Source organism: Shewanella sp. SG41-4, assembly GCF_014164505.1.
Taxonomy (GTDB): Bacteria; Pseudomonadota; Gammaproteobacteria; order Enterobacterales; family Shewanellaceae; genus Shewanella.
Genome location: NZ_JACJFI010000240.1, coordinates 1 through 5,931, shown reverse-complemented (window position 1 = coordinate 5,931; position 5,931 = coordinate 1). Strand labels below are relative to the sequence as shown.

The 5,931-nt window shown below is 40.2% G+C and carries 5 protein-coding genes; 1 reads left to right on the top strand and 4 read right to left on the bottom strand.

Going from position 1 to position 5,931, the window contains the following annotated elements; all coding sequences use genetic code 11:
• Nucleotides 1-683 precede the first annotated feature (683 nt).
• Nucleotides 684-1,364 carry a 7-cyano-7-deazaguanine/7-aminomethyl-7-deazaguanine transporter gene (locus tag H5202_RS17080; RefSeq protein ID WP_011639323.1) on the bottom strand — a complete coding sequence of 227 codons (681 nt, stop codon included), beginning with the start codon at nucleotides 1,362-1,364 and terminating at the stop codon, nucleotides 684-686.
• A gap of 305 nt (nucleotides 1,365-1,669) precedes the next feature.
• Entirely contained in the window at nucleotides 1,670-3,052 is a 1,383-nt protein-coding gene (locus tag H5202_RS17075; protein ID WP_182773136.1) for an isochorismate synthase, read from the bottom strand.
• A gap of 318 nt (nucleotides 3,053-3,370) precedes the next feature.
• Between H5202_RS17075 and H5202_RS17070 the strand changes: the two genes are divergently transcribed.
• Complete coding sequence (locus H5202_RS17070) at nucleotides 3,371-4,564, top strand: HD-GYP domain-containing protein (protein ID WP_182773135.1); 1,194 nt, start codon at nucleotides 3,371-3,373, stop codon at nucleotides 4,562-4,564.
• A 34-nt stretch (nucleotides 4,565-4,598) separates the two neighbouring features.
• Here H5202_RS17070 and H5202_RS17065 read toward each other — a convergent pair whose 3' ends face one another.
• Both H5202_RS17065 and H5202_RS17060 read right to left on the bottom strand, forming a co-directional pair.
• Nucleotides 4,599-5,030: a group I truncated hemoglobin gene (locus H5202_RS17065; RefSeq protein ID WP_182773134.1), complete on the bottom strand. Its 432-nt coding sequence runs from the start codon at nucleotides 5,028-5,030 to the stop codon at nucleotides 4,599-4,601.
• Nucleotides 5,030-5,872, bottom strand: a complete 843-nt coding sequence (locus H5202_RS17060; RefSeq protein WP_182773133.1) for a DUF3034 family protein — start codon at nucleotides 5,870-5,872, stop codon at nucleotides 5,030-5,032. The genes H5202_RS17065 and H5202_RS17060 overlap by 1 nt, the downstream gene beginning before the upstream one ends.
• Nucleotides 5,873-5,931 lie beyond the last annotated feature (59 nt).

Sequence of the window (5,931 nt, the reverse complement as noted above, 5' to 3'; positions counted from 1 at the left end):
GAAATAATAAAAAACAGGCAAAAAAAAGCCGGGTGATTAACCCGGCCACAAAGAGTGTGTGAGCAATGTCGTGCTTGCGAACTCTGCAGACTAATTAAAGGTGATGAAGTCTCTATTTAGTAAACCGAGTTTTGGAACGCAAGTTAATAATAATCATTCTCATTTGTATTTGCAAGTGTTTATCATCATAAATTTCATTTTTATATTCAACTTATTAAAAATATTGCATTAGCCATTAATTAATATAATAAATATTCTTAGTCGATTGGTTTTTTATCATTCTATTTAGATGAGTTTATGGAATAAAGCTATTTCATTTAGATTTAGGTGTTGTTTAGCGTAGAGAGGAATGGGTTTGTGCTGGTTTACTACAGCTATTAACCTTACTAAAGCTAGCGCGGGGATATATAGAGCGAAGTTTTGTTTAAACCCGTTTTAATTTACAGCTTCAATTTATATGAGTCCTAAAATGGAAATCTCATGCATTCAGGTTGGGCATCACAATGGTCGAAAACGCTGAATGAATAGAGCGTACCGTCGGCATGACTGATGAAGCCGACGGTACGCTTTTATTGATTAACCACTTTTACATCACCAATTATTTACATCACCAATTATTTACATTAACCAATTACTTGCACTAACTATTCTAAATCAAACGTTTACGCAATTAATAATGATGATTATTTGGATGCTTGGATAATAACGTTGTCACTATCGCTGCCGCCATTAAGTAAAATTTTGTCTTGCAGGATTTTGAGTAACACACCATATGCGGGTAAAAACAAACCTAGGCTCACTATCAGCTTAAAAGCGTAATCCACCGTGGCTATTTCTGGCCAGTGTGTTGCCATAAACGCATCGTTTGAGGCATAAAACGCTACACTGAAAAACACTAAGGTATCAACTAAGTTACCAATTAATGTTGATGCAGCAGGTGCAACCCACCAAGCTTTGGCCTGGCGTAATTTTGCAAAGACAGTGATATCCATGAGCTGGCCAATTAAGTAAGCCACAAAGCTGGCAAAGGCGATACGAAATACAAAACTATTCCACTCTGCTAAGGCGCTAAATGCTTGTAATTGACCTTGATGAAACAATACGCCGACTAAATACGACACTACAAGTGCCGGTATCATGGCTTTGAGAATAATGCCTCTAGCGGCTTGTTGACCAAAAACCCTTACGGTTAAATCGGTAGCTAGGTATACAAATGGAAAGCTAAAAGCACCCCAAGTCGTGTGGTAGCTAAACAGCTGAAATGGCAGTTGAACAAGGTAGTTACTTGCGCAAATAATTAAGATATGAAAACTGACTAATAGCATCAGTGCTCGGCGATATTTCGCCTGGGTTAACGTCAACATATTGTGGCCTTTTTAATTGGGTTAGCGCGGGGTGAGGGAACCCGCTATTAATTTGGTTAACAGTAATTGCGTATGCTAACGAGGCTTTTTAGCTGCCGTTAAACAGATAAGCTAATGTCTGTTATAGAGATATTATTATTTTAGTTTATTGACCGAGTTTACGTTATACACACTCATTAGTTAGCCTATATTCAAGGCCATACCAAGGTGCTTGCAAACGCGGGGGCGGGATAATAGCATGTGTTTTACACAAGCGAAAGATTTCGTCGAGGATAACAATATTGTTTTAAGTTTGTAGAAAAAGATTAAAAGTCGATTAAAATAGACAATACCGTGGCTAGTTTGTTTTCCAGTTCTTGCCATTCAGCCTCAGGATCGGAGCCTGCAACAATGCCGGCACCGGCAAATAAATTGATTCTTCTCGGCTCTATCAGAGCACTTCTAATTGCGACAGAGAATTCTGATTCATTATGATTTAAATATCCACAAGCTCCAGCATACCAACCTCTAGCATAACCTTCTCGCTGGCGAATAAAGTTCAGTGCTGCCTCGCGTGGTAATCCTCCTACGGCGGGAGTGGGGTGCAGTGCCCGTAACAATTCAAAATCACTGATACCGGGTTTTAACTGCGCCCGGATAGCGCGGTGCAAGTGTTGAATATGATTAAGTTTAAAAATTTTAGGTTGCTCATCAGCACCGACATATTGGCTTAAAGGAGTGAGCACATCGACAATATGCTTTCTGACTAGTTGATTTTCGTGGCTATTTTTAATGTCATCTAATAATGCTTGTGCCAGTACGTTATCTTCTTCTTGATTGAGTCCTCGAACGGTTGTTCCGGCTAACGCTTCGGTAAATAATTCCTGTTGGCGGCGTAAATATAACCGTTCTGGTGAGCAGGAAATAAATGCGCGTTCAGGGCTAAATTGAAATCCAAATTGAAAACTATTCGGATTACGGCCCTGCCAGCACGCGAGTAAGGTCCACGGGTCAATATTATCATCTACATCAATTTGGCTGTGACGTGATAAGACGACTTTAGGTGTTGAGCTAATAAAATTAGCTTGAGTGACTTGTTCAACTAATTCTTTCCAACGTGAAAAATTAGGTAAATCGCTTCGACCCATTAATGTGAGTTTGTTCGGCGGCGACAAGGGGCGTGGCTTTTGCACCATTGCGATAGCATTTAATGCAGATTGTATTTCGTCTTCCGGCGCACCATTTTCAAAGTTAAGATTCACCAATATTCTAACGTGGTTACCATTACGGCGTAATTCTATTCGGGGTAATATAAAGTGCGCACGACCAAATTCAGGCCAACATTCTACCGTGCGATCAAACGCTAAACCGCCATAATAGCGAACATCTTGATGATTGGTTTTATTGCGTTGCTGTTGATAAATTTGTGCTAGGGCATTGTCGTCAACTTGGTCTGCAAAATAAAACGCCTTGCACGAGCCTATAGCGGCAACATCTTCGTTTCTATCGCGGCCGTGCCAGTAGATTTTTGGGTATAAGGTTTGTGCGCTTAACCAAGAGATTAATGGCAGCGCTGGAGCTTCAACAGAGAGCTGAACGATAGGTTCACAGATCGACACATTGCGAAGTTGTTCGAGCTTTGTGATTAACTCGCTAAATTGTGGTGAAAAAAAGTGGCCTGCCAATCTATACCTCTCGTATAACAACATAAGAGTTAACGTTAATAAACCGATTAAATAGTGTCAATTGGCAAGATGAAAGCGTGTGATCTGAATTGCTAATATAGCTTACTCTTTACAGGTATCATTATACTGCAAAATGATGAGGTAGTAAGTTACTCCAGATCATCAACACCAGTTTGATAATTAATCATTGAGTTTTTTACCAAAATAGTGAACCAGAATGTGGCCACACAGTAATGTTCCGGTAATAAAAGTAGTAGATCCGTGCAAAATAGTTCAAAATATCGCTAGTTGTATGTGAGCTAGATCTCTTTTTTAAAGTTCTCTTTCGGAGTAATTGTCACAATGAATGATTCTGTTGAATCAAGCAATGTCATTAAAATGCCCATTGATAAACTTGCCATCGGTATGTTTGTGACGGCAATAGATCATCAGCAAAGCAAGGTGGCTATTCGCAATCCTGGACAAATCAAACATCGTGATGCAATTTTAAAGCTGAAAAAAAACAACATTCTGCTTGTGTGGGTTGATATTGATCGATCTTCAGATACTTGTGGGTTAAAAACAGCGGGTAAATCGAGCTCTGTTAGCAGTCTATTGGTACGTAAAGCGACGGTAACCCGTGATAGTCAGCAAGCGCAGGCTAAAAAGCTACTTACTGAAGCTAAAGGCTTAATTCAAAAAGTAATGTCTGAAACCTTCAGCGGTAAAGCCATCGAAGTCAGTCAATTTGAAGATGTCGCCGACAAAATGATTGAGTCTGTTATGGACGATGCGGATGCATTTAAGTGTATTTCTGCACTGCGAACCAAAGATGCTTATTTACTTGAACATTCTATTAATGTTGCCTTTTTATTGGTGACTTTTGGTAAGCATCTTAATCTTGATCGCGAGCTGCTTAAGCAGATGGCGGTGGGCGGTATTTTACATGATATTGGCAAAATTCAAGTCGATAATGAAATATTGCACAAACCAGGTAAGTTAACCCCAGAAGAATTTGAACACATGAAATTGCATCAAGTGTATGCAATTGAAATTATGAATGAAACACAAGGCTTATCACAAGTGAGTAAAGATGTGTGCTTAATGCACCATGAAAAACTCGATGGCCGCGGTTACCCTAATGGTTTAAAAGACGAACAAATTCCTCAACACGGACGTATGAGCTGTATTGTTGATATTTTTGATGCATTAACCGCTTCGCGTTGCTACAAAGAAGCCATGAGTCCGGCGGCAGCATTTAAAATTTTGATGAGCTTGACGCCATTTCATCTTGATCAAGCACTCGTATACGAGTTCATTCGCTGTGTAGGGATTTATCCTGTTGGTTCGTTAGTTCAATTATCGGATGAGCGAGTGGGAATTGTATGGGACTCTAAGGGACGTGATGCATTGAACCCTATTGTGAAGTGTTTTTATTCGATTAAGTATAAGCGCTACACTGAAGTGACGATGGTTGATTTACTTAAATCAGAATTACATATTGAGCGCGGCGTATCACCAGGCTCTCTCGATGTTGATCCAAGCCCATTTTACTAAGCGGTTATTAGCAATATAAGCCGTTTTATCACGCCTAATGCTCGATAATTTCTGGATACATGGGTGCTAACTTAGCAAGCAATGCATTGCGGGTTGCGAGTGGAATATGCTGTTGTTTAAGTGCTTCTATTAAATGACCGACAACTGCATCAAAGTCAGCTTGGGTGATGTGCAATCCAATATGCGCATCAAACATAGATGCACCTTCGTACACGCATTCGCCGTCACTCACTACACATAAATGATCAATAAGCCGTTGGCGAAAAATTTGAATATCGGTTTGTTCAAAATGAAACAACATGCGGTTGTCTTGGGATAGATTGGCTAGAAAATCATCGGTAATCATACTGACGCCTTTATCCCCGCCGAGCTGCTGGTAAAGGGTCGTTGGTTGGCTTGCACAGGCAGCAGACAGTAATAACACCGCGCTAATGACCACTATATGATGTTTAACAATATTAATCATTACAGCGTTCCCTCTACAGATAAATACCACCCTTGTTGTTGCTCAAATCCTGCAATGCTACCTAAATCAACATAAGCGCCCACAACAGAAAAGTGTTTATTGACAAACCAAGCCATAAAAATATCCTGCCAATCATTTTCTTCTGCAAAACCAAGTTGATCAGGCTTTTGTTTATATTCATAACCCAGTGCAATGTTATCAGTTAATAACACGGCGATAGAAGCTTCAGCTTGTAGTTGATAATCGTTGTTTGTAGCAGTACCAAAACCAAGCAAGCCAGTTTGGTTTGCTTTAGTTGCTCTAAGGGTTAAGTTTGTCACCAGATTACGCCCTGCAATGGCATCAAAATAGACTTTACTGGCAGCTAAATAGATATCAACTCCCGAGTCATCCCTTGCCCCTACAGCTTGTGGTAACGCAAAATCATCAACACGTTTATATTGTAGCCCTAAGCTAATTTGTGGCATGGCGGTATATAACACTTCACCGGCCAGTTTGTACTTTACCCCAATAATATCTTGACCCAATTTGCCACCTAGAGTGTCTAGATCAAAAGTTTGCTTGGCAATACTGAGTTCAAAGCGGTTATCAATGCTTAAGGATGCGCCAATAGAATGTAAGCTGAAATCGTCAACATAGACGGCAGTGTTCATCGCGGTGAAAGACCATTGGTCTGAACTGGCATAGCCATTAATTACCGCCCAAGGCACAATTCCCCCTCCAGCACTGCCTTCAATAGTTGTCGCGCCGCCAGTAGCGATCAGTTTGCTTGTCTCCGCTTGAGCACAAATGCTGATAAGGCTTAATAAAACCGATAATATAATACACATTAGTTGATACATTGGTGCAGCGTATCCTTAACTGTGGGTTTGATTATTAGATTGATTAAACTGTTGGAACC

Bases quoted from the DNA above. Each gene is read 5' to 3' on its own strand.
- H5202_RS17080 (WP_011639323.1), bottom strand. From the start codon at position 1,364: ATGTTGACGTTAACCCAGGCGAAATATCGCCGAGCACTGATGCTATTA.
- H5202_RS17075 (WP_182773136.1), bottom strand. From the start codon at position 3,052: ATGTTGTTATACGAGAGGTATAGATTGGCAGGCCACTTTTTTTCACCA.
- H5202_RS17070 (WP_182773135.1), top strand. From the start codon at position 3,371: ATGAATGATTCTGTTGAATCAAGCAATGTCATTAAAATGCCCATTGAT.
- H5202_RS17065 (WP_182773134.1), bottom strand. From the start codon at position 5,030: ATGATTAATATTGTTAAACATCATATAGTGGTCATTAGCGCGGTGTTA.
- H5202_RS17060 (WP_182773133.1), bottom strand. From the start codon at position 5,872: ATGTATCAACTAATGTGTATTATATTATCGGTTTTATTAAGCCTTATC.